This is a genomic window from Aliamphritea ceti, from assembly GCF_024347215.1.
GTDB classification, from domain to species: domain Bacteria; phylum Pseudomonadota; class Gammaproteobacteria; order Pseudomonadales; family Balneatricaceae; genus Amphritea; species Amphritea ceti.
This window is the reverse complement of sequence record NZ_AP025282.1, coordinates 3,088,189-3,110,622: the sequence shown is the minus strand read 5'-3', so window position 1 is coordinate 3,110,622 and position 22,434 is coordinate 3,088,189. Positions and strand designations below refer to the sequence as shown.

Annotated in this window: 15 protein-coding genes; 13 read left to right on the top strand and 2 right to left on the bottom strand. The window is 47.1% G+C overall.

All coding sequences use genetic code 11. From position 1 onward, the window contains the following. The first annotated feature begins 4 nt into the window (after nt 1–4). From recC to OCU49_RS14225, 5 genes are all read left to right on the top strand, one after another. Nucleotides 5–3,310: an exodeoxyribonuclease V subunit gamma gene (recC, locus tag OCU49_RS14245; RefSeq protein ID WP_261841232.1), complete on the top strand. Its 3,306-nt coding sequence runs from the start codon at nt 5–7 to the stop codon at nt 3,308–3,310. After that, nucleotides 3,303–7,007 carry an exodeoxyribonuclease V subunit beta gene (gene recB, locus OCU49_RS14240; RefSeq protein ID WP_261841231.1) on the top strand — a complete coding sequence of 1,235 codons (3,705 nt, stop codon included), beginning with the start codon at nt 3,303–3,305 and terminating at the stop codon, nt 7,005–7,007. The genes recC and recB overlap by 8 nt, the downstream gene beginning before the upstream one ends. After that, nucleotides 6,994–9,066, top strand: coding sequence for an exodeoxyribonuclease V subunit alpha (recD, locus tag OCU49_RS14235; protein ID WP_261841230.1), 2,073 nt, complete (start codon nt 6,994–6,996; stop codon nt 9,064–9,066). Before recB ends, recD begins: the two co-directional genes overlap by 14 nt. Nucleotides 9,067–9,236: 170 nt before the next feature. Then, nucleotides 9,237–10,247, top strand: coding sequence for a class I SAM-dependent rRNA methyltransferase (locus tag OCU49_RS14230; protein WP_261841229.1), 1,011 nt, complete (start codon nt 9,237–9,239; stop codon nt 10,245–10,247). A gap of 49 nt (nt 10,248–10,296) precedes the next feature. Further along, on the top strand, nt 10,297–11,013 hold the full coding sequence (locus OCU49_RS14225) for an esterase/lipase family protein (protein ID WP_261841228.1): 717 nt from the start codon (nt 10,297–10,299) through the stop codon (nt 11,011–11,013). 70 nt (nt 11,014–11,083) lie between these two features. Here OCU49_RS14225 and OCU49_RS14220 read toward each other — a convergent pair whose 3' ends face one another. Then, entirely contained in the window at nt 11,084–11,401 is a 318-nt protein-coding gene (locus tag OCU49_RS14220) for a DUF3301 domain-containing protein (protein ID WP_261841227.1), read from the bottom strand. A gap of 178 nt (nt 11,402–11,579) precedes the next feature. On the opposite strand from OCU49_RS14220, the gene OCU49_RS14215 reads away from it, so the two are divergent. From OCU49_RS14215 to htpG, 7 genes are all read left to right on the top strand, one after another. Beyond that, complete coding sequence (locus tag OCU49_RS14215) at nt 11,580–12,308, top strand: DUF599 domain-containing protein (protein WP_261841226.1); 729 nt, start codon at nt 11,580–11,582, stop codon at nt 12,306–12,308. Nucleotides 12,309–12,312: 4 nt separating this feature from the next. Then, nucleotides 12,313–13,212, top strand: a complete 900-nt coding sequence (locus OCU49_RS14210) for a LysR family transcriptional regulator (RefSeq protein ID WP_261841225.1) — start codon at nt 12,313–12,315, stop codon at nt 13,210–13,212. Between the two features lie 211 nt (nt 13,213–13,423). Continuing rightward, on the top strand, nt 13,424–14,011 hold the full coding sequence (locus OCU49_RS14205; RefSeq protein ID WP_261841224.1) for a YceI family protein: 588 nt from the start codon (nt 13,424–13,426) through the stop codon (nt 14,009–14,011). Nucleotides 14,012–14,016: 5 nt separating this feature from the next. Beyond that, entirely contained in the window at nt 14,017–14,538 is a 522-nt protein-coding gene (locus tag OCU49_RS14200) for a cytochrome b (RefSeq protein ID WP_261841223.1), read from the top strand. 19 nt (nt 14,539–14,557) lie between these two features. Beyond that, nucleotides 14,558–15,103 carry a YceI family protein gene (locus OCU49_RS14195; RefSeq protein ID WP_261841222.1) on the top strand — a complete coding sequence of 182 codons (546 nt, stop codon included), beginning with the start codon at nt 14,558–14,560 and terminating at the stop codon, nt 15,101–15,103. 19 nt (nt 15,104–15,122) lie between these two features. Continuing rightward, the gene (locus OCU49_RS14190) at nt 15,123–16,091 is read left to right on the top strand and encodes an MBL fold metallo-hydrolase (RefSeq protein ID WP_261841221.1); all 969 of its coding nucleotides are present in this window, start codon (nt 15,123–15,125) and stop codon (nt 16,089–16,091) included. 178 nt (nt 16,092–16,269) lie between these two features. Further along, on the top strand, nt 16,270–18,177 hold the full coding sequence (gene htpG, locus OCU49_RS14185) for a molecular chaperone HtpG (protein WP_261841220.1): 1,908 nt from the start codon (nt 16,270–16,272) through the stop codon (nt 18,175–18,177). Nucleotides 18,178–18,245: 68 nt separating this feature from the next. Here the strand turns inward: htpG and OCU49_RS14180 are convergent, their stop codons facing one another. Next, entirely contained in the window at nt 18,246–21,398 is a 3,153-nt protein-coding gene (locus tag OCU49_RS14180; protein ID WP_261841219.1) for an HD domain-containing phosphohydrolase, read from the bottom strand. A gap of 368 nt (nt 21,399–21,766) precedes the next feature. Here OCU49_RS14180 and OCU49_RS14175 point away from each other — a divergent pair, with 368 nt between their 5' ends. Next, the gene (locus OCU49_RS14175) at nt 21,767–22,411 is read left to right on the top strand and encodes a LysE family translocator (protein ID WP_336605338.1); all 645 of its coding nucleotides are present in this window, start codon (nt 21,767–21,769) and stop codon (nt 22,409–22,411) included. Nucleotides 22,412–22,434: the final 23 nt, after the last annotated feature.

Sequence of the window (22,434 nt, the reverse complement as noted above, 5' to 3'; positions counted from 1 at the left end):
CTTTATGTTTCGAATCTATCACTCGAACTCTCTGGAATTACAAAAAGACCTGCTGGTGGAAATGATCCGCCGGGATCCGCTGCCTAATCCTTTTAGCCGTGAGCAGATTCTCGTGCAAAGCCCCGGGATGGCGCAGTGGCTCAAGCTGGAGCTTGCTGAGCGGTTGGGTATTGCCGCGAATATCGAATTCCCCCTGCCTGCATCTTTTCTCTGGCGAATTTTTACTCAGGTTTTGTCCAGCGTGCCAGAGCGTTCGGCCTTCAATAAAGAAGCGATGACCTGGCTGTTAGTGCGCCTCCTTCCTGATTACTTGCCTCAAACTGAATTCTTACCGCTGCAGCAGTATCTGCGAGATGACGATGATGGTTATAAGCTCTATCAGTTAAGCGCTAAAGTTGCGGATATCTTTGACCAGTATCTGGTATATCGTCCTGACTGGATTGCCAGCTGGGAGGCTGGTGATCCTTTGGCCGGTATAACCGAGACACAACCCTGGCAGCCAGTTTTATGGCAGGCAGTTGTGGCTGAAGTGGCTAAACTTGGCCAGCCACACTGGCACCGTGGCAACATGTTTAATGACTTTCTTGCTGCATTGCGTAGCGGCGAGTTTGATACCTCACAATTACCGGAGCGTGTGTATGTATTCGGTATTTCTGCTTTACCAGGAAATTTCATCGAAGCCTTACAGGCGCTAGGCAAGCAGATTGATGTGCATTTAATGGTGAATAACCCGTGCCGGTATTTCTGGGGTGACATTGTTGATCCCAAGTATCTGGCCAGGCTTAATCAGCGCTGGCTGGCAAAGCCGGGTATGACCGAGCAAAATTACTTCAGCCACGGTAACCCGTTGTTATCTTCTATGGGCAAATTGGGGCGTGATTATCTGTACCAGCTACAGGAATTGGGTGCAGAAAAATTGGGTGTCGAAGAAGTCGAGCTGTTTGAATCACCGCTGACCGATGAGCGTCAGGGGCTGCTACAACATATTCAGAACGATATTCTCCACCTTGATGATCCCGCAGCGAATAAGCTTTTGTCTGCAGATGAAAAACGTCCGTTAACATCGGACGACAACTCTTTGATGCTTCACAGTGCGCATAGCCATCTGCGTGAAGTAGAAGTGTTATACGATCAGTTACTGGCGATGCTTGATGAAGATCATAGCCTGACACCCCGGGATATCATCGTTATGGTCCCGGATGTAGCGACTTATGCACCCTACATTGAAGCTGTGTTTGGTAATGCTCCAGCCGGCCGCTTTATTGGATACTCCATTTCGGACAGAACTGCACAGCAGGAAAGTCCGTTGTTGATGAGCTTTTTTTCGCTGTTATCTCTGCCACAAAGCCGCTTAACCGTATCCGATGTGCTGGCGATTCTGGAAGTGCCTGCTGTGTTACGCCGTTTCCAGCTCGACGAAGCAGGTTTTGAGCGTTTACGCCGCTGGATAGATCAGACCAATATACGCTGGGGGTTAGACAGCCAGCAACGTTCCGGTCTTGAGTTGCCTGCGTTTGAGCAGAATTCCTGGCAATTTGGTTTGAAGCGAATGCTGGCTGGCTATGCAATGGCAGGGTGTGATGATCTATGGCAGGGGATTGATCCTTACGCAGAGATCGAAGGTATTGAAGCCCGCGATTTAGGCCAGCTAGCTGAGTTTGTTGAACTGCTAGAGTTTTGTCTCAGCAGTCTTAGCGAGCCAAGAGGTATGGATGACTGGTTACAGATTATTAATCATCTGCTTAACAGTGCGTATGCGCCGGATGCGCCGGATGAAGTTATTCTTAATCAGATTCGCGAAGCACTGGAAAACCTCAGTAATACATTGCAGGAGAATCGTTTCGACGCGCCACTCAGTGCTCAGGTGTTTAATGATTGGCTGCAGGAGCATCTTGGCAGTCAGCGTTCCAGTCAGCGCTTTCTTGCCGGCGCTGTTAACTTCTGTACCTTAATGCCAATGCGGGCGATTCCATTCCGGGTGGTGTGTTTGCTGGGTATGAATGACAGTGTTTATCCCCGTAGTATTGCGCCGGTTGGCTTTGACCTGATGGTTAAACACGCACGAAGAGGTGACCGTTCACGTCGTGATGATGATCGTTACCTGTTTCTTGAGGCGTTGCTTTCTGCGCAGGAGCGGTTGTATATCAGTTATCTGGGACGCAGCGCGCAGGATAACTCTCCCCGGGTGCCATCGGTACTGGTCAGTGAGCTGCTGGAATATTGTCAGCAGAATTATATTGATGAGCTGGGAGGCCTGGCTGTCACAGAGTTTACTGAACATCCTTTACAGCCTTTTAATTCAGCGTATTTCAGCAATGATTCCCAGCTGTTCAGTTATGCCGATGAATGGTTACCGGCGGCGGTAGGCAGTGGTGAACAGCCAGATCAGTTCCTGACACAGCCATTGTCTGCAGAAGCGTTACCAAAGTTGGAACTGAAAGATCTGCTGGCGTTTGCCCGTAATCCGGTAAAGCACTTTTTTCAGCGGCGTTTACAGGTCTACTTCCTGGATCACAGTATCGTCAATCAGGATGAAGAACCTTTTAAGCTTGATGGTCTGGAAGGCTATCAGCTAAAGCAGAAGCTACTGTTAGCAGCGCTAAAAGGCGAAAGTCTGAGTAAGCTGCTGGCGCGGATTGAGGCTGCAGGAGAGTTGCCATATGGGCTGGCCGGTCAGTTACAAACCCGCAAGCTGGTGCATGATTGCCAGGATATGGCGCAGAAAATGGATGCGTATTTCAGTTCTCAGCCAGAACGGCGTGAATGTCGTTTGAATATATCTCTTGCAGATGGCAGCGATACTGAATTGGTAGGCTGGCTTGATGACTATCATGAAAACCGTTTATTGCGTTACCGGCCAGCACATTCTAAAGGCCGGGATATGGTCAGCCTGTGGCTTGAGCATCTGGTGAGTATGGCGCATCACAATCAGCATGATTCATGGTTCTTCGGCCTGAATGGCCGGCACGGTTTTAAAATGTTTTCGGCGACTAAGGCTCAGGCACATTTGGAAGATTGGTTGAATCTTTATCAGCAGGGGCTCTGTGAACCACTGCCTTTGCCTGCAGACACTGCCTGGGAATGGTGCAAGGTAAATGAAGAGAAAGGCCCGGAGACGGCTGCTCAGAAAGCCGAGAGCCGTTTTAATCACGATGTTTTCAGTCCGGGAGAGTCTGCTGACGCCTATATAGCCCGTGTTTATCCTGAATATGCTGCCCTGGGAGAAAAGTTCGTGCAGTTGATCGAACAGTGCTATCAGCCAATGCTGACCTGGTATGAAACTTCTAACGAGCAGGATGCTGATGACTGATTTAATAGCTTCTAACGTTCCGGAGCAGCTCAATCCGCTGACCTTTCCTTTACATGGACAGCGGTTGATTGAAGCCAGTGCCGGTACCGGTAAGACGTTTACAATTGCGGCACTTTATTTACGTTTATTGCTGGGCCACGGCGATGAAAAATCCCGCCGGGAAATTCCTCTGAGTGTTGATCAGATACTGGTAGTAACCTTTACCGAAGCAGCGACCGAAGAGCTACGTGAACGTATCCGGGCACGTATTCAACAGGCGCAACAGGCATTTTTGGCAGTTGCCGGTGACGGCAGCCTGTCGGATGATCCGATCCTGCGCCAACTGTTAATTGATCAGGGTGATGCAGAAGAACAGCTACGAGCCGCTAAATTGCTGGAACTGGCTGCCCGACAAATGGATGAAGCTGCAATCTTCACGATTCACGGCTTTTGCCAAAGGATGCTCAAGCAACATGCGTTTGAGAGTGGTGCATTGTTTGCCACAGAATTGCTCAGTGATGACGCAGACTTGCGTCGGCAAGCATTGCTCGATACCTGGCGCAGCCTTAGCTATTGCCTGCCGGAAGATCTGACCGAGGCGCTGTTATATATCTGGCCAACCCCTGACCGTTACATGAAGACATTACGGCCGTATCTGGGGCAGACAGAAGCAGAATTCACCCCTGACTGCAGTGGCTATGATTTGCTGGCTGGCTGGAAAGATTATCAGCAAAAGCTGACTACATTTCGGCAGCAATGGCTGGCGAATGAAACAGATCTGGTTGAGCTTATTCAAACTTCAGGCGTAAATAAAAACAGTTATCGCAAGGCTTCGGTACCTAAGTATATTGCCGTTATCGATAGCTTTGCCCGGGGCGATATTCGTCAGGTGCCTGAAGCTGAAATTCAGCGTTTCAGGCAATCTGTTCTGGCGTCGAAAACGCCTGCTGCTAAAGCGGTGCCGGAACATCCTCTGTTTATGCTGTGTGATGAGTTTTTCGACTGGCGTTTGCCTTTGAGAGAAATTCTGATCCATCAAGGTCTGGAGCAGCTGAATAAGCGCTTTAGTCAGCTTAAAAATCGCTTAAGTGTGTTGTCCTTTGATGACTTGCTGAGCAATTTGGATCGGGCATTGCAGCGGGACGAGCATAATATTCTCTCGAATCGTATTGCGGAGCAGTATCCGGTAGCGCTGATAGATGAGTTTCAGGATACAGATCCGCTACAGTACCGTATTTTCAGCCGCTTATACGGTGACAGTAGTGAAACGGGCCTGTTCATGATCGGTGATCCTAAGCAGGCTATATATGGTTTCCGTGGTGCGGATATTTTCACCTATATTCAGGCTCGCCGTTCAGTCAAGGCACATTATACCCTCGGCACGAACTGGCGCTCGAGTAGCCAGATGATCAATGGTGTAAACAGCCTGTTCAATCATCATGATGCGCCGTTTATGTACAACCGGGATATTCCGTTTCAGGCGGTAGCGGCGGCGAATAAAGCGGATAAAACACCTTTCACTCTGGCGGGGCAGCAACAAACAGCACTCAACCTGTGGTTTGGTGAGCAAGACCTGCTGAGTAAAAAAGCTTACCTGAATAATATGGCGCAGGCCTGTGCCGGCCATATTGCTGATGTACTGGCAGCGGCAGCCCGGGGCGAAGCCTTAATTGGTGACCAACCGGTTGCAGCAAAAGACATCGCAATACTGGTGCGTGACCGAACTGAAGCCAATGCCGTGCGTCAGGCCCTGGCGGGACGGGCGGTAGCAAGTGTTTATCTGAGCGGCCGTGAAAGTGTGTTTAATAGTCAGGAAGCGGTTGATCTGAATCTGATCCTGCAGGCAATTCAGCACCCTCAGGATGAGCGACGGTTGCGGGCTGCTCTGGCGACAGGGCTGTTGGATTATCCCGCCAGCTTTTTAGAGCGGTTGAGCCGTGATGAGCAATTATGGGAAGCGCTGGTCGCTGAGTTTACCGCTTATCATGAGTGTTGGCTGAGTTTGGGTATTTTACCTATGTTGCGTCGCCTTCTGAGTCAGCGCCAGCTTGCAGAGCAGTTGCTGGCCGGTGAGCAGGGAGAGCGACGCCTGACCGATGTATTACACCTGGGGGAGATTCTGCAGCGGGTGAGTCTGGAGCAAGACAGTATGACCAGCCTGATGCGTTGGTTTGCTGATCAGCTGCTACAGCCGAATGGTGAGAGTGATGAGCAGCGCTTACGGCTGGAAAGTGACCGCGCACTGGTTACGGTGATCACCGTGCATAAGAGTAAAGGTCTGGAATACCCACTGGTTTATCTGCCATTTGCCTGCACATTCAAACCCGCAACTCAGGCCAGTTATCATGACGATAATGGCCAGTATAAAGTCGATCTGACGGATGCTGACGATGCTATTGCAGCAGCTGATAAAGAGCGTTTGGCGGAAGATGTTCGCCTGTTATACGTAGCCCTGACACGTTCTGTTTACGCCTGTTATGTAGGGCTGGCTAACCTTCAGGATGGTCGGCGCAAAGCCAGTGGCTTGGCACGCAGTGCATTGGGTTATCTGTTATTGCAAGGTGATGTTGAGAAGCTGGTTGCTAAAAAAGCTGCGGACATGCCAGACCTTGATGCACAGCTTGAAAGTCTGCGGTTTGCGTCAGGTGGTGCAATCGCTGTTACTGAACCGCCTAAATTCGCAGCGGCTGAACAGCAATCCCTGTTCGCTGACGAAATTTTCACAGAGGGCTTCACTGATGAACTGCCTGTCTCAGGCTCTGATGAACTAAACCAGCCTGAAGCGAGAACTTTTAGCCGGCGTTTGTTGCGCAACTGGCGTATATCCAGTTATTCCGGACTGACCAGCCATAGCAGTCATAGTTTGCCAAACTTACCCGGGCTGGATTTAGAAGTGGCTGCTGAAGCCAGCACTGATTCAGTAGCTGATGCCGAACCGGTATTTGATATTTTTACCTTTCATAAAGGCGCCCAGGCCGGTACGTTTTTGCACGAAATATTTGAGTCGGTAGATTTTACCGACTATCGCACTGCAGACGTAGCAGAGTTACTTGAAGCTCGCAGTCAGGTGATGGGCTATGGCCCTGAATGGCTGCCGGTATTGCCGCAACTGCTGGATGATGTATTGCAGTGTCCGCTAGACCCTGCAAATGGTTTGACTTTAGGTCAGATCAGTAATGCGCAGCGCTTAGTTGAAATGGAGTTTATGCTGCCTTCTGAAGGGCTTAATGCGGCTGGGTTAAATGCACTGGTGGCACGGCATGATGCTTTGTCACAGCATGCTGCGCCGCTGGATTTTATGCCGTTAAAGGGCATGCTGAAAGGCTTTGTCGATTTGATTTTTGAGTATCAGGGGCGCTATTACATCCTCGATTATAAGTCTAATCATCTGGGAAGTTCACTGGAAGATTACACACCTGAAAAGCTTGATCAGGCAATGCTTGAACACCGTTATGATCTGCAGTATCAACTCTATGCGCTGGCATTACATCGTTTACTGGAAAGTCGTTTACCAGGGTACAGCTACGAAGAGCATTTTGGTGGGGCTTACTACCTGTTTCTACGTGGCATGCGGGCAGGAATACCCGGGTATGGTGTGTTCTATAACAGGCCCTCGCTGGCGTTAGTCACTGAAATGGACGCTCTTTTTAAAGGTGAACTAAGTACCGCAGTGGGTGCTGAATTGTCTTCACAGGGGGGTGGTAATGCAGTCGTTTGAAGCTCAGCAGAGTAATCAGTTGCTAAACCAGGACAGTCGTCTGGCAGCGTTGCTACGTGCCCGTCAGCAGAACCTGTTGCGGCCTCTGGATTATCAGTTTGCCCGTTTTATCTGCGAACAGGATGCTAATGCGGATCAGCATCTGGCGCTGTTAGCTGCTTTTACCAGTTATCAGCTCGGCCGGGGTGATGTCTGTTTACCGGTGGAGCGTTTAGCAACTCTGGTCGATGAGTGGCCCAAAGGTCTGCGAAAAGAGTTTCGCCTGTTCTTTAATGCACTTGAAAGTGATTGTCTGCGACCTCAGACCGTTATTAATGCAGCACCTGATGAAGTACCCGTGACGCTGGATATGTTTGCGGAGCCGGCTCCAGTCGTTACTGAAGCTGTTTATATGGGGGCGGGTGTTAGTCTGTGCAGTCGCTACAGCAGTATTGGTGAGCCGGGTGAAGAAACACCGCTGATTTTTGATGGTGAACGCCTGTATTTGCAGCGTTATTTCAGTTTTGAAGCTTATCTGAGTCAGCAGATTACCCGTTTAGCTCAACCTTTAGATGTTGACGAACCCAGCCTTAAACAGGGGTTGACGCAACTCTTTACCGCCGATCCAGCGCAGCCAGTGGACTGGCAGCAAGTAGCCGTTGCAGTGGCTTTACGACGTCGGTTTAGCATTATCAGCGGTGGTCCGGGAACGGGTAAAACCACTACAGTAACGCGTTTATTAGCACTATATATTCAGCAACAGTGTCTGCAGCAAGGTCCTGACTTTGTGCCGGCTATCAAGCTTGCTGCACCGACAGGCAAGGCGGCTGCAAGACTCAGTGAATCTATCGCACAGGCAAGGGAGCAGCTGCCTTTGTCTGCGGATATTATTGAGCGTATTCCGGTGGAAGCCACCACCATTCACCGCTTACTTGGGACTATCCCTAACAGTAAGTCATTTCGACATAACGCCGATAATCCGTTGCATCTTGAGTTATTGGTGGTGGACGAAGCATCAATGATTGATTTGCCGATGATGGCCAGGCTGTTGGCGGCATTACCGCCTCAGGGGCGCATCATTTTAATCGGTGACAAACACCAGTTGGCGTCAGTAGAGGCCGGCAGTGTGTTGGGTGATATCTGTGCTTGGCATTTAGAGAAAACGCATTTACAGGAAGCGCATTCAGCAGGGCGCACAGATCCGGTGTCTGCAGAGCTTAGGTATAGCGCGGATCAGGCAGGCTATCTTAGCCGTGTTTGTGGTCTGGATGCCGGAAGTGTTTCAGGTGGGCAACGGGCAGTGGCTGACAGCTTGGCATTGCTGCGGCACAGCTACCGTTTTGATGCTGCCAGTGGCATAGGTCAGCTTGCAGCAGCGATTAATGGTGGCGATGCCACACTGATCGAACCGGTGTTGAACAAAGGTTACGATGATATAGATTTTATACCGTTATCTTCTGATAGTTATACGCAGATGATAGATGCTGCGGCAGAAGGGTATTCAGGCTACCTGCGCGCATTACGCTCCGGCGCAGCACCATTGGAAGTACTGAATGCTTTTGCCCGGGTGCAGCTACTGGCAGTGCTACGTCAGGGTGTTTATGGGGTAGAAGGTTTGAATGCAGCGCTGGAACAGCGTTTAAACCGTATGGGCTTAATTCAGACGAGTCAGCAATGGTATGCCGGCCGGCCGGTGATGATCGTGCAGAATGACCATCAGCTAGGGCTTTATAATGGTGATATTGGCATTGTCCAACCGGACGGAGATGGCCGGATACGGGTTTGGTTCGAGGATCCGCATCATCCCGACGGCGTGCGCGGCGTGCTGCCAAGCCGCTTACCAGGCCATGAAACGGTCTTTGCTATGACAGTTCACAAAAGTCAGGGTTCTGAGTTTGCCAGAGTGCTGATGATTCTACCGCCGGAAGATGGCCCGCTGATGACCAGAGAGCTGGTGTATACCGGGGTTACCCGGGCGAAACAGCGGTTGGAACTGTATGCGCGCCTGTCGAGTCTGAAAGGAGCTACTTCGCGCCGTACTGAACGTGCCAGCGGTTTAGGTCCTAAACTTTGGGCCTGATTCAAGTAGCTGAAGTGTAGTGCTTGATTCAGCCGCCAGATAGACTGTCTTCGCAAATATAAACAGGAATCTGGCAGGCTTACTTTAACGTCATAAATTACACGCTGTTGATGTCCGCGGGTATCCACGTATACTGCCCGCCGACCCGATTTATTCACTGAGATTTATTAATGTCCGATCAACTCCAGGCAGCATTACAGCGCCGCGTAACATTGCTTGCAGACCTGCACGCTGAGTCAACCAGTTGCTACCGGCTATATCATGGTACAACTGAAGGTGCACCGGGGTTAACGCTGGATCGTTATGGTGATCAGTTATTACTGCAGAGCTTCCATGAACCACTGGAAGATACTGAAGCTGGAGCTATGTTTGATCAGGCTGAGACATTCCTGCAGGCCATGGGCGTTGATAGTCTTCAGCGGGTCTATAACGATCGGAGTAAGAGTAATTCCCGTCGTACTGATGATCAGGTCGTTGAGCGTCAGCAACTTACAGGACAGGAGCTGGGTGTTAATTACCTGGTTAAGGGTAAGCATAAGGGACAGGATCCATTACTGTTTTTGGATATGCGTGCCGGACGTCGCTGGTTACAACAGCAGGCAGCAGGTAAGTCAGTTCTGAACCTGTTTTCTTATACTTGTGGTGTTGGTGTAGTGGCTGCTAAGGCCGGAGCCAGTCGTGTGCTTAACGTCGATTTTGCTACTCGAAGCCTGGATGTGGGGCGTGAAAATGCGCGCCTGAATGAAGTGTCTGATACCCGAATTGATTTCTTTCAAAGTGATTTTTTTACTGCGGCTAAGCAGCTGGCGGATATAGAAATTAAACAACGGGTAAAACGCGGTCAGAAGCCACGCGCGTTTCCACGTATTGATGCTGAACAGTTTGATTTAGTTTACCTCGATCCGCCACGCTGGGCGAAAAGCCATTTCGGTACGGTTGATCTGATACGGGATTATCCGAGTGTTCTGAAGCCTTCATTACTTACAGTTAAGGAAGGTGGCCAGCTGGTGTGCACCAACAATGTTGCCAAGGTGAATCTTGAAGACTGGCTCGATGTTGTAAAACGTTGTGCAAGCAAAGCCGGACGACCCGTTAAAGATCTGCAACTGATTACTCCTGAAGCGGATTTTCCAACCAATGATGGTAACCATCCATTGAAGATTGCTGTATTGCGGTTATAGTTTCAAATACATGTAGTAAAGCGCTGAGCAGACAGGAGGTGTAACAGAGATGAACATGGAAGATCAGACTCTGAATCAGCAGCGGCCACTCTCAGAGGTGTGTTCCGAAGAGGTGAGTGTTAATACAGCAGTTAAAGAAGCTGTTGTCTTATTGCATGGTTTGGCACGAACGTCTGCCGCATTTTCCCTGATGGTGCATTATCTTGAAAAAGCTGGGTATCAGGTTGTTAATCAGAGCTATCCTTCCACCTCGTTACCTGTCGAAGAACTGGCTGGTCCGGCTATCAGTGCTGCGATTAAGGCCTGTGATAATGCCGATAAAATCCATTTCGTGACGCATTCTATGGGTGGTATTTTACTGCGCTATTTCTTACGTGAGCAACGGATCGAAAAGATGGGTAGAGTAGTCATGCTGGGACCGCCTAACGGTGGCAGTGAAGTGGTAGATAAACTTAGCTGGTTGCCACCATTTCGCTGGATTAATGGACCTGCTGGCTTACAGCTGGGTACCCGTAATGGATTGCCATCTAAATTGGGCGCATTTACGGGAGAATTAGGTATTATCGCCGGTAGTCGCAGCGTAAATCTCTGGTTATCAACACTGATTCCGGGCACCAACGACGGTAAGGTCTCTGTTGAAAACACCCGTCTGGATGGTATGTCTGATCATTTGGTAATGCCGGTTACCCATACGTTTATGATGCAAAATCGAAAAGTAATGGCGCAGACGTTATATTTCTTAAAAAACGGTGCTTTTCAGCGCTGACCAATAGCTGCAGTGGGCTAGAGCACTGAAGTTAAGAACTGGAAACAACATCTGGAAAAAGGATCTGAACTCAGATCCGGTGAGGTTCCAGTGTTGTGCTTGTTACTTTATAGCCAAGTAGAATTACCCTGCCTCGCGCACGGTCTTCACCGTTAGCGGTGAAATCAAACAAGTACGAACGCCAGATACGGAACCTGCCGGTTTCATCCCGTTTCAGCCAGAATCCCCGTAAATAAATACTCTCATCAAGCAGCTGTACATCCATCTCTTTGCAATACACTTTGGCAGCACGCAATGCGATATCTTTAACTTTCAGTGAATACCACCAGTGCCAGCAACCGATACAAATCAGGCTGAGCCATAATAAAGCTTTTAAATCTACATACATACGGACGTTTCTACTGGACAGACACACTGGCAAGTTAGCATAGCTGGTAGGCTATGCCAACTTGGCGATGGGTTTGATTCAGGCAGAAGTTAGATCGTATAAGCCTATGTTTATACAGTGCAATTTAACAGCACCATGATTAGAATGATGACTCCTTTATTATTCATGGATTGCGATTGTGGAACCGTTGTATTTGTTTCTGCACGAAAACTGGTCTCAGGTACTGGCGCTTGTCTGGTTTCTGATGTGTTTCAAGGGCTATAACCTTTATAGCAAAGCAAAGGCAAAGAACTGCCACTGCCTTTCCAGTGTAATGCATGCATACCGACTCGACTGGATGACCCAGGTGATGCATCGTGAAGTACGGATCGCTGACGCTACTGTGATTTCTAATCTTGAGCGGGGCGTATCGTTTTTTGCTTCCTCCACTATTCTTATACTTGCCGGTTTGATGACGGTGTTAGGTTCCACTGAAAAAGCGATCGACATCGTCGGTGATATTCCTTTTGCTACCCATGCGACAAAAGCGGAATGGGAATTAAAACTGCTGGTGCTGATAGGCATGTTCATTTATGCCTTTTTCAAATTTACCTGGAGTCTGCGTCAGTATGGTTTTACTTCAGTGATGATTGGTGGTGCTCCGATGCCAAGTGAAGGGGTGGTGGAAAAAGAGCTGATGAGCCATGCCAACAGGATTGCCATTATGAGTTCTCTGGCGGCAAACAACTTTAACCTCGGACTACGCACCTACTATTTCAGCATGGCTGTTCTGGGATGGTTTATTAATCCCTGGTTGTTTATGGCCTTGTCTGGTGGGGTTCTGTTTGTGCTTTACCGTCGTGAATTTAAGTCCGCTACTTTACTGCAGCTGGTGAGCAGTCAGGCAGATCCGATGCAGAAGGATTAACGATTTGCTGGATCTGAATGCTGTCAGGATCTTTGTTCAGGTGGTTGATGCCGGTGGCTTTAGTGCGGCCGGCAGAGTACTAGGGCTGCCTAAGTCGACGATTAGCCGTAAGCTTTCTCAGCTGGAGTCTGAATTGGGCGTACGTTTACTAAAGCGCTCGACGCGGTCGCTAACATTGACAGAGCCGGGCGGTACTTTTTATCAGCGCTGTCGTCTGATTATTCAGCAAGCGCAAGATGCAGAAAGTGAAATGCTTGATAGCCTGGCGGCTCCAAGGGGTGTGTTGCGAGTCTCGGCTCCCGTCGAAGAAGGCAATGATGTGCTTGGGCCAGTCATTGCTGATTATCTGATTAAGTATCCGGAAGTTGAGCTCCAGCTGTATCTTACTAATGATTTTGTTGATCTTGTTGGCGGTGAATACGATGTGGCGGTTCGCGCCGGTGAGTTGCAGGACTCATCGCTGATTGCAGTGAAGCTGTTTAAAGAACATATGACAGCTTACGCATCCCCGGACTATCTTAAGCAGCATGGTACGCCGGCTGATATCAGTCAGTTGGCTGAGCACAATTGTTTTCTCTATGGCGAGCGAACGGCTAAAGTACTGCATCAGTTTATTCATGATGGAAAGCGCGAGAAAGTAACGCTTTCCGGGCGGATGGCTGTGAATAGCCTGGGGTTTATCAAAAATGTCACGCTAAGAGGAGGTGGAATTGGTTTTCTGCCTGAGCATTTATGTAAGGAAGAACAGGCCAGTGGCCAGTTGATTGCGTTTCTGCCGCAATGGCGTTACCCGGAAGGCGGTGTATATGCGGTCTATCCGCATCGTAAATTATTGTCGCCTAAAGTACGTAGCTTTGTAGATCATCTCAGAGCATATTTTGCAGAGACTTCAGGAACATCCTGAATACTTGCCTTTCTGCGGTTCTTTTTTCCTCAGTAATAGTTCTAAAAGTTCCCTGAATATTGTTCCTTATATGGAACAATACATCCCAAATAAAGCATCTAATCATATTTTGGCAACAATAGTAATCTGGTCAGCGTCGATTAATTAACCGGGTACGGTCACAGGTTGCAGTGCCAGCCAGCCGGACTCTCTGACTGAGATAGAGATTACTATGAAAAAAACGCTTGCTCTGTGTTCCTTAGGTTTAGTGATGGCTTTGCCTGCAACTGCTGCTGATTATGAGTTTGATAAAGCACATACTAACGTTCAGTTCGGCATTAGCCATAATGGCCTGTCGAACTTTCTGGGTCAGTTTCAGGACTTTACCGGTAAATTCGATATCGATGAGAAGGATCTGACCAAATCTTCTTTTGATGTGATTATTAAAACCGCCAGTGTTGATACTGACGTGCCGGCGCTTGATGATCACTTAAAGAATGCTGATTTCTTCGATGTAAATAAATATCCGGAAATGCGCTTCAAAAGTGAACGTATTGTTCAGATTTCAGCCGATAAATATGCAGTTGAAGGGCAGCTGACAATGCTGGATAAGACCTTACCGGTCACATTAGATACCCGTCTTAACTTTCAGGGGCGCCATCCATTAGCTGATTTTTTCCCCGCATACGATACTCAGTATCTTGGTTTTTCCGCCACTGCCAGTATTCGACGTACCGAGTTCGGCATGATGACATATGCACCTATGCTGGCTGATCAGGTGAATATTACTTTAGAAGCAGAGCTGAAGCGTAAGCAGTAATCAGCATGTCTGTTTCTAAAGGTTATGAAACAGTCAGTCGTGCATTGCACTGGCTGACTGCATTGCTGATTTTTGTACTTCTGGTGCTTGGTTGGCTAATGATGGATATGCCGTTGGGACTGAAGCGTTTTGATATGGTGAGTTTGCATAAATCACTTGGAGTGCTGCTTTTACTGATAACGCTAATGCGTTTGCTATATCACTGGGTAATTCGACCTGCTGCTCAACTACCGTCTAATCGTTACGCCAGATTCGCACATAGTTGTTTGTACCTGTGTTTACTGGGCATGCCACTGAGTGGCTGGCTTATGTCTAATGCAGCGGGTTTTGATGTGGTTGTATACGGTACCGCCAAGTTGCCAGTTTTACTGGACGAAAGTCAGTCGCTCAAAGAAGTATTAGCCGGCGTGCATGAGTGGTTAAGTTGGGGATTATGTTTGCTGCTGACGGGTCATATAGGCGCTGTTATCTGGCATCGCTGGTGGCTGAAAGATGATGTATGGCAACGCATGAGTCCGTACCAGTAGAGGTTGTGGGAGTTTAAATGTGTTTACAGTGAAACAATGTTTAAGCATCGCTTTACTGAGTGTCAGTATGCTTGCCAGTGGACTGGCTGGGGCTGCTGATTTGGTTAAAGATGCCAGCTATATTCAGTTTAGTGGCAAGCAAATGGGGAGAGTATTTTCAGGTCAGGTCAAAGCGTTCAGCGTGGATGCTGAATTTACATCAGTTGGATTACTGACAAGCCTGAAGCTTAAGATTAGTGCCGATTCTCTTGATACAAATAACACCGAACGGGATCAGTTACTGCACAGTAATGAATGGTTGGATGTTAAGCGTTACGCGGAGATCCGTTATGAAGGCACCTCTGATAACGATGGGATGATTAATGGTTTTCTTACCATCAGAGATAAAACATTGCCCTTGAATCTGATGCTGGATGTCAACGCAGAGAATGGGCTGCTCCGCTTGAGTACACAGAGTGAAATTGACCGTCTGGCCTTTGGTCTGGGCAGCGGTGAATGGCTGGATACGGCAGTTGTTGATGCGATTATAAGTTTTAACGCGGTACTGTTTTTCAAGCCGTCATAAAGAATTTAGGAGACATTAAATGTTAACAATAAAGCCACTTTTAATGACCGGTGTGTTGTCCCTGGCTAGCTTGGGGGTTGGTACCGTTGGCCTGAGTTATTTGGGTTTTAGCAGTCTGGCTCAGGCCAACCATTTGGCTGAAAAGTCAGAATACTTTAATGATCGCGGTACATTTTATAACTGGTTTGATCTGGTAGATGTTCAGGAAACCGTTCCGGGCGTATTTTCACTGAAGTACAAAAATGAACAGGAGTTTTACTATAACCATTTTATTGTTACTTCAGCGGGTGTCGTAATATTTGATCCTTTATCAGATAGTGCAGCTGAAGCAGCCGTTGCTGTGATTAAAGAGAAAGCCCCGGGATTGCCTATAGCGGCTATTGTCTATTCTCACTTACATACTGACCATATTGCCGGTGCGAGGGTCTTACGTAAGGCTTTTGGTGGTGAAATTCCGATCATAGCCCATGAGCGGACCAAGCGTTTTTTTGAGCGCCGCGATGTACCGTTTATCGATATGCCTACAGAAGTAGTCAGCGATGCCGGAAAAGCCTTTCAGTTCGGCGACACAGAAATCCAGCTGCAGTACTTAGGTGATGTACATACCGCGTCTATTCTTGTTCCGGTTATTCCGCAGAAGAAAGTCGCTTACACCGTGGACTATATCAACGGCGATGTTGTTGGCTGGACAGATCTGCCGGGTATTAATCTGGATGTGTTGATGGCTCAGCAACGACGAACTTTGGAAGTAGATGCAGAGACTTTCTTGTTTGGTCATGGCGCGCCAGGTAATAAAGCGACGCTGCAGCGACAGGTTGATTATTTTACAGCCCTTCAGCAAGCCGCCCGTGAAGCGTTAGCTGCCGGTTGGACCGAAGATCAGGCCGCGGAAAGAATCGAATTGGAAGAGTATCGATACTTTTCAAACTATGACGATTGGTTTGAAGGCAATGTGCGGGCATTTTATCGCTGGGAGAAGAATCGTTAACGATTACCTGAAAGGCAATGAGTGCTTCTATTGCCTTTTTTCTTTCAGATGGCCTTGAAATCTGTAAGCGAATCCCCATTTTGAATGCAGGGTTAAGGAATCTTACTTCTAATCTTGTCAGGCTATTCTGGCTGTATAGAAGATTCCGTAATTATTGTTTCAAGCTTGGGATTGAATAATGAGCACAGATACTCAGAAAGAAACACTTGGTTTTCAGACCGAAGTTAAGCAGCTACTGCATTTGATGATTCACTCTTTGTACTCCAACAAAGAGATTTTCTTACGTGAGTTGGTATCCAACGCATCGGATGCTGCTGATAAGCTGCGTTTTAAAGCACTTTCTGATAATGCATTGTATGAAGGTGACGGTGAACTGCGTATTCGTATCGATTTTGATGCTGATGCTAAAACAGTCACTATTGATGACAACGGTATTGGTATGAACCGCCAGGAGGTTGTTGATCACCTGGGTACGATTGCTAAGTCCGGTACGTCTCAGTTCCTGACGTCACTGAGCGGTGACCAGAAGAAAGATTCTCAGTTAATTGGTCAGTTCGGTGTAGGTTTCTACTCTGCATTTATCGTTGCTGACAAGGTTGACGTATTTTCCCGCAAAGCGGGTGAGTCTGCTGCTGAGGGTGTTCACTGGGCGTCTGCCGGTGAAGGCGATTTCAGTGTTGAGACTGTTGAAAAAGCTGAACGTGGTACCCGTATCGTATTGCACCTGAAAGAAGGTGAAGAAGAGTTTGCTAACGGTTTCCGTCTGCGTAATTTGATCCGTAAGTATTCCGATCATATTTCATTACCAGTTGTTATGTTGTCTGAGCCTGCACCAGCAGCGGAAGGTGAAGAACAACAAGCGCCGGAAGATGAAACTGTTAATACAGCAACAGCATTGTGGACCCGTTCTAAGAGCGAAGTCACCGATGAAGAGTACACAGAGTTTTATAAGCACATTTCTCACGACTTCCAGGAGCCGGCGAAATGGAGCCACAACCGTGTAGAAGGTAAGCTGGAATACACCAGCCTGCTATATGTACCTTCTCATGCGCCACATGATCTGTGGAACCGTGATACGCCACGCGGTTTGAAACTGTACGTACAGCGTGTTTTCATCATGGATGACGCTGATCAGTTCCTGCCAATGTACCTGCGCTTCATGAAGGGTGTGGTTGATACTAATGACCTGTCTCTTAACGTTTCCCGTGAGATTCTGCAAAAAGATCCTGTGGTTGATAAACTGCGTGCGGCACTGACGAAGCGTGCACTGGATATGCTGGGCAAGATTGCTAAGAACGATCCGGAAAAATACGCTGCGTTTTGGGAATCTTTCGGTGAAGTACTGAAAGAAGGTCCAGCAGAAGATCATGCTAACCGTGAAACAGTTTGTAAGCTGCTGCGTTTTGCATCTACGCATAATGCTGATTCTGCTCAGAACGTATCGCTGGATGATTATGTTTCCCGCATGCAGGAAGGTCAGGAAAAGATCTACTACACCGTTGCTGAAAACTACAACACGGCGAAGAACAGCCCGCATCTGGAAATTTTCCGTAAGAAGGGCATCGAAGTTATTTTGATGCATGACCGTGTTGACGAGTGGCTGATGAGCCATTTGTTTGACTTCGACGGTAAGTCATTCCAGGACGTGAGCAAAGGCGAGCTGGATCTGGGTGAAGTCGAAAACGAAGAAGAAAAGCAGGCACAGGAAGAAGTTGCTAAAGAACTGGAAGGTTTGGTTGAGCGTCTGACATCTGGTCTGGGTGAACAAGTAAGCGAAGTGCGTATCACGCACCGTCTGACTGACTCTCCTGCCTGTGTAGTACTGGGTGCTTACGATATGGGCATGCAGATGCGCAAGATCATGGAAGCAGCCGGTCAGGAAGTACCTGAAAGCAAGCCTATCTTCGAAGTAAACCCAGAGCATCCGCTGATTGCTAAGCTGGATCAGGAATCTGATGAAGACCGCTTTAACGAACTGAGTCTGGTTGTGTTTGAACAGGCACAGCTTGCTGCTGGCGGAACGTTGGATGATCCTGCGGCTTACGTAACACGTCTGAACAAGCTGTTGGTGACTATGATTGGTTAATGAACCAGGCATAAGGTTTACCATTAAAAAAGCAGCCTGATGGCTGCTTTTTTGTGCCTGTAAATATTTTATTCGGCAATGCGCTCAAGGTATTTGTTTATATCAACGTTATCAATTTGGCTTGGTGGCAGGAATTTCTGTGCATACTCATGATAAGTGCCGCTTTCCAGAAACAATAAAAACAGTTCCATATCTACATGTTCGTCAAGGGCCATCTTAAACATGATCTCGACAGCAACGCTCAACGATTTGGCTTTTTTATAAGGCCGGTCTGCGGCAGTCAGTGCTTCGAAAATATCTGCTATTACAAGGATACGTTCAGGAACAGATAGCTGCTCGGCTGTTAATTTCCGTGGATAGCCAGTGCCTTTAAGGGTTTCATGATGGCTGGTGGCATAACGCGGTACCCGGCTGAGTTCTTTTGGAAAAGGAAGAGCTTCAAGGATTTTTATACCGCTGATCATATGTTCGTTAATTTTGAACCGGTCTTCCGCGGTCAAAGTGCCGCGGCTAATAGACAGGTTATGAATTTCACCTAAGTTGTAAAGGTGTTCAGGAACATCCATTTTGATATTGAATTTCGGATCAAATGTCATTTCTCTGTCACGATGAATGATGTGTTCAGGACGGTCAGCAAGTAAAGGTTCTGTAACAGGTAGTGTTTGTTCTGTTGAGGGGCGGCTAAGTTCATCCAATGGCGAAAGACCAAGGCGGTCGCTGAAGTGACGCATCCAGGTTTGCTGGCTTATTGTTTTTATTCGCTGGATTTTATCCTCACTCATAAACTCACCACCAACATTCGAATTGGCAACAAATTCAAAGTCATCTTTAAGCTGTGTCTGTCGTTGTTGTAGCTTTGTAACAGCGACTGCTTCTGACTCTGGTTTCTGAAGCAGAGATTTTAGGTAATCAATTTCGGCGTCTCGCCAAAGTACTTCAAAACGCATACGTATTTCATGGATACGGTTATAGTTTGCTTCGAGTTTAGTACCCTTGTCGACGATGAATTCAGGTGTGGTTATTTTGCCGCAGTCATGTAGCCAGGCAGCAATGCGAAATTCACGACGTTCATTGTCATTGGCAAAACAAAAGTCTTTGAATTGGCCAGTCCGGGTTTCTTCAGCCACTTTTGCCAGCATTAAACCGAGTTCAGGTACCCGGTTACAGTGTCCTGCGGTATAGGGGGATTTATCATCAATCGCTTGTGCAGTAAGGCGAATGAAGGCTTCTATAAAATCATTTTGGTCCTGCTGATATTTTTGTATTTTGCCGGCCATATCCTGAACTGAATTTGACAGCTGCCAGATTTCTTTAATGCGGGTATTAACAGGATGGATTTCATCGAACTGGCGATGCTTTACTTTATTTGTTTCGGCTTTAAGAGAGGTTATTGCCCGCACTATAGGTGAACCGAACAGCCAGGATAATGGTATCAGCAGGAGTAATATTGCAGCAGTGATTACGCTGGAACTAAATGCCTGTTCAAATGCTGCATCTGTGATTATGTGTTCCGGTACCACGATGGCGAAATATTCTTCACGCCATCCCTGAGTTTGCAGAGGTGCTACAAAAAAATATTTATTAGCATCTGCCACTTGTTGCTTAATCATTACCCTTTGTCGCTGAGGATTTTGTGCAAAGGTTGTTAGCTGATGATAAGGAACAATATGGCTGCGCTGCATATAGGCGTCTTTAGTTAGCCATTTTTCATGTAGTGCATTTTTTTGTGCAACGCTGATATTGCTAAGTGCTTTGTTAATCACTTCCATTAATTCTGTGTGTTTAGACGGTAAATAAATATACAGATTAACAGGGGGGAGTTTAGGCAACAGGTTGATCGAAATATTGCTGTTTCCTAGGTTGGTAAAGTTGATATAGCGAAGGGCTGCTTCCGTATTTACTATCGCATCTACTGATCCTGCTTTTAAAGCTTCTATAGCCAGATTCAGGTTTGAATAGTGTTTAAATGTTGCTCTGATACCTTGTTCAGTCAGATGCTTTCCAAAGCCCTGGCCGGAAATAAGTGCCAGAGTCTTATCGTTCAGGTCAGAGGCGTTCGAATATTTCAGGTAATCATTGTTGACCGCTATTGCCAGCTTTTGCTGATACATAGTACAACTCACAATGTTGGCTGGGCTGTGCATCGCTGATACTGAATGCAACAGGTCAATTTTGCCATTTTTGAATTGTGTCTGGAGTTCGTCGAGCCTGAAACCATTAACAAATTTGAAGCGTAAGCCTGTTAATTCAGAAATAAGTTTTAGCAGATCTATCGCATATCCATCAGGCTGCCCCGCTATGGAGTAGTCCAGAGGTGGCCAGTTATTTTGATTTGAGATGATAAGGGTAGGGGTATTAGCAATGAGTCTTTGTTGTCTTGCTGATAATTTAAGAGCCTTTGATACGGGGATCTTAAATTGCTGATTTTCTATCATATTGGAGGCATGTAGTTCTCCCGCAGCGTTATATATGAAAGATTCTACCCCTTGTTCGTTTGTAAGTTCAAAAGTCGCCGAGGTAAGCTGTGAGTTAATTGAGGACAGCACGACATCAATTCCTAAAACAGAATCAGATGTCCTGATCGCATAGGTTTGTCCGGTTACGTTTAACTGCTTAAATAAATAGGGCTCTGTTTTATACACCTGATTACTGGTTGCAGCTTTGTACCACGGGCGTTGGGTAGGCAGAGTGTTACTTCGTATAGAATTTTTGTGTGTCAGGTTAAGCCTTTCATCGAAGTATTTTACGTTTCTATGCCTTTGAGGTCCTTCACCGGAAATGTTAATAGTGGCCCAGCGGTCGTGCTCAGATGCAGAGAGTTCCTTGCGAACGGTTGAGGAAGCTTCCAGGTTTATTACCTGATAAAAATCTTCGTTAGCTTTTGCATAGTAAATGCTGAAAAAGAGAGGGTTTTCTTTTAATACCTGAATCAACAGATTTCTGGTTTCCTGTTGTGAAAACTTCTCTGTATTGGTGATTGATACGTCTTTAAGGATTTTAATACTTCTTGACGCATCAATATCAAGATTTTGGATATAGGCACTGATTTTGGATGACGCGTTGGCTATTTTAGACAGGAGCAGCTCTTCGGACATTGCCTGAGTGAAATGAAATTTCAGGCTGAGTGCCAGTAAAGCGGTTAATCCGGTAACGATTAAGAAAATACAGCTGATGGTGAAGCGAATCGAAAATCTTTTCGGACTTAATAGTGTGTTTTTCATTTGATGATGCCCTCCGTGGCATATGGCTGTATCTTTCCAATGTCTACGTGCTTGCGATACCTTGTTCATGTTTAGTTATCAGATGAAAGGAATCCCAAGCGGCGTAATTACAGCAGCTAAACACTTTTATAGCATGTTGCTGAAATACTAAGTGGCTAAAAAGCGGTAATTCTCAATATATATTCGTTTTTACGGAGAATATTTTTTAACATATATAATAAATTCAATGGCTTGATAGATTTGAAACGTTGTTGTTTGTATCTTTCTCTAGTTACTCAGTTTAAGTAGATTGGTGGATTACGTCGTTTAGTTGTTGAAGGGAATTAGGTGCACAGTTTCATTGCGTCAGCATTGAGTTGCATAAGTTAGTGTCGTTAATTATTTGGGGTGGTGTCTTGGAAGTTGTTGCTTTGTTCTTGTTTATACCTGCATGTTTTGCGCTGAATCTTTCGCCGGGTCCGAATAATCTGATGGCGATGGCTAATGCTCAGCGGTTTGGTTTTCGCACGGCAGTAGCAGCCGGTTGCGGACGTTTACTGGCTTTTAGTCTGATGATATTTTTAGCGGCAACGGGCGTAGCGACAGTGTTATACGCATCGGAGAAAATCTTTTTTGCCGTTAAGCTTGCCGGTGCTCTGTATCTATTTTGGCTCGCCTGGCAGCTTTGGCATGCCGACGTCAAACTTCAGCAACAAGCGAGTAATCGGTCGATGTCATTGTCTGGCCTTATGCGACAGGAATTCTTGATGGCGATTGGTAATCCTAAGGCGATACTGATTTTTACTGCATTCTTACCGCAGTTTGTTAACCCTGAGCAACCAATGCTGGCACAGTTCGGATTACTGGGTGGGATTTTCCTGCTGCTCGAATGGTTGGCTATTTCGATATATGCGTTGATGGGTGTGTATTTGCGCCAATGGTTTTCCCGACCGGAAATGCGCGGTTATTTTAACCGGGGCTGCGCCGGTTTACTGGCTGCTGCCGGTGCAGGTCTGATGGCTTCACGCCAATAGTCAGAAAAAGAAGTTAAACCTGG

Coding starts and splice junctions, on each gene's coding strand:
- recC (WP_261841232.1), top strand. CDS start 5: ATGTTTCGAATCTATCACTCGAACTCTCTGGAATTACAAAAAGACCTG.
- recB (WP_261841231.1), top strand. CDS start 3,303: ATGACTGATTTAATAGCTTCTAACGTTCCGGAGCAGCTCAATCCGCTG.
- recD (WP_261841230.1), top strand. CDS start 6,994: ATGCAGTCGTTTGAAGCTCAGCAGAGTAATCAGTTGCTAAACCAGGAC.
- OCU49_RS14230 (WP_261841229.1), top strand. CDS start 9,237: ATGTCCGATCAACTCCAGGCAGCATTACAGCGCCGCGTAACATTGCTT.
- OCU49_RS14225 (WP_261841228.1), top strand. CDS start 10,297: ATGAACATGGAAGATCAGACTCTGAATCAGCAGCGGCCACTCTCAGAG.
- OCU49_RS14220 (WP_261841227.1), bottom strand. CDS start 11,401: ATGTATGTAGATTTAAAAGCTTTATTATGGCTCAGCCTGATTTGTATC.
- OCU49_RS14205 (WP_261841224.1), top strand. CDS start 13,424: ATGAAAAAAACGCTTGCTCTGTGTTCCTTAGGTTTAGTGATGGCTTTG.
- OCU49_RS14200 (WP_261841223.1), top strand. CDS start 14,017: ATGTCTGTTTCTAAAGGTTATGAAACAGTCAGTCGTGCATTGCACTGG.
- OCU49_RS14190 (WP_261841221.1), top strand. CDS start 15,123: ATGTTAACAATAAAGCCACTTTTAATGACCGGTGTGTTGTCCCTGGCT.
- htpG (WP_261841220.1), top strand. CDS start 16,270: ATGAGCACAGATACTCAGAAAGAAACACTTGGTTTTCAGACCGAAGTT.
- OCU49_RS14180 (WP_261841219.1), bottom strand. CDS start 21,398: ATGAAAAACACACTATTAAGTCCGAAAAGATTTTCGATTCGCTTCACC.